The sequence below is a fragment of the Paraburkholderia sp. SIMBA_030 genome (assembly GCF_046535245.1).
GTDB lineage: Bacteria > Pseudomonadota > Gammaproteobacteria > Burkholderiales > Burkholderiaceae > Paraburkholderia.
The window spans coordinates 1-279 of the sequence record NZ_JAWRXB010000324.1 but is presented as its reverse complement, the minus strand read 5'-3'; the positions used below and the strand labels follow the sequence as shown (position 1 = coordinate 279).

The following is a 279-nucleotide window of genomic DNA, read 5'->3' as shown; positions in this document are numbered from 1 at the left end:
CTTCTGCGCCATCCGAAACGCAGCGTCGATCCTTGGGGCACAGTGCTGGCCGGCGATTGGCCGGAGACATGGACACAGGTCTATGCAACCAAGAAATATTTCCTCATCGACCCGACCATGCGTTATCTCGGCCAGACGCACAGGCCGTTCCGCTGGCGCGAAGGACTTGCTGCCTACCGGCGCGATCCGCATCAGCGCCGCATGGAGCAGATGATGGCCGACGCCGCACAGCATGGGCTGGGCGACGGCTACGTCTTCCCGGTTCACGGCCGTAGTGGC

1 protein-coding gene is annotated in these 279 nt (G+C 63.4%); it reads left to right on the top strand.

The genetic code is table 11. The features are described 5' to 3' along the window. A partial coding sequence (locus tag SB772_RS40190) for an autoinducer binding domain-containing protein (protein ID WP_410838542.1) occupies window positions 1-279 on the top strand: 279 nt, incomplete at both ends.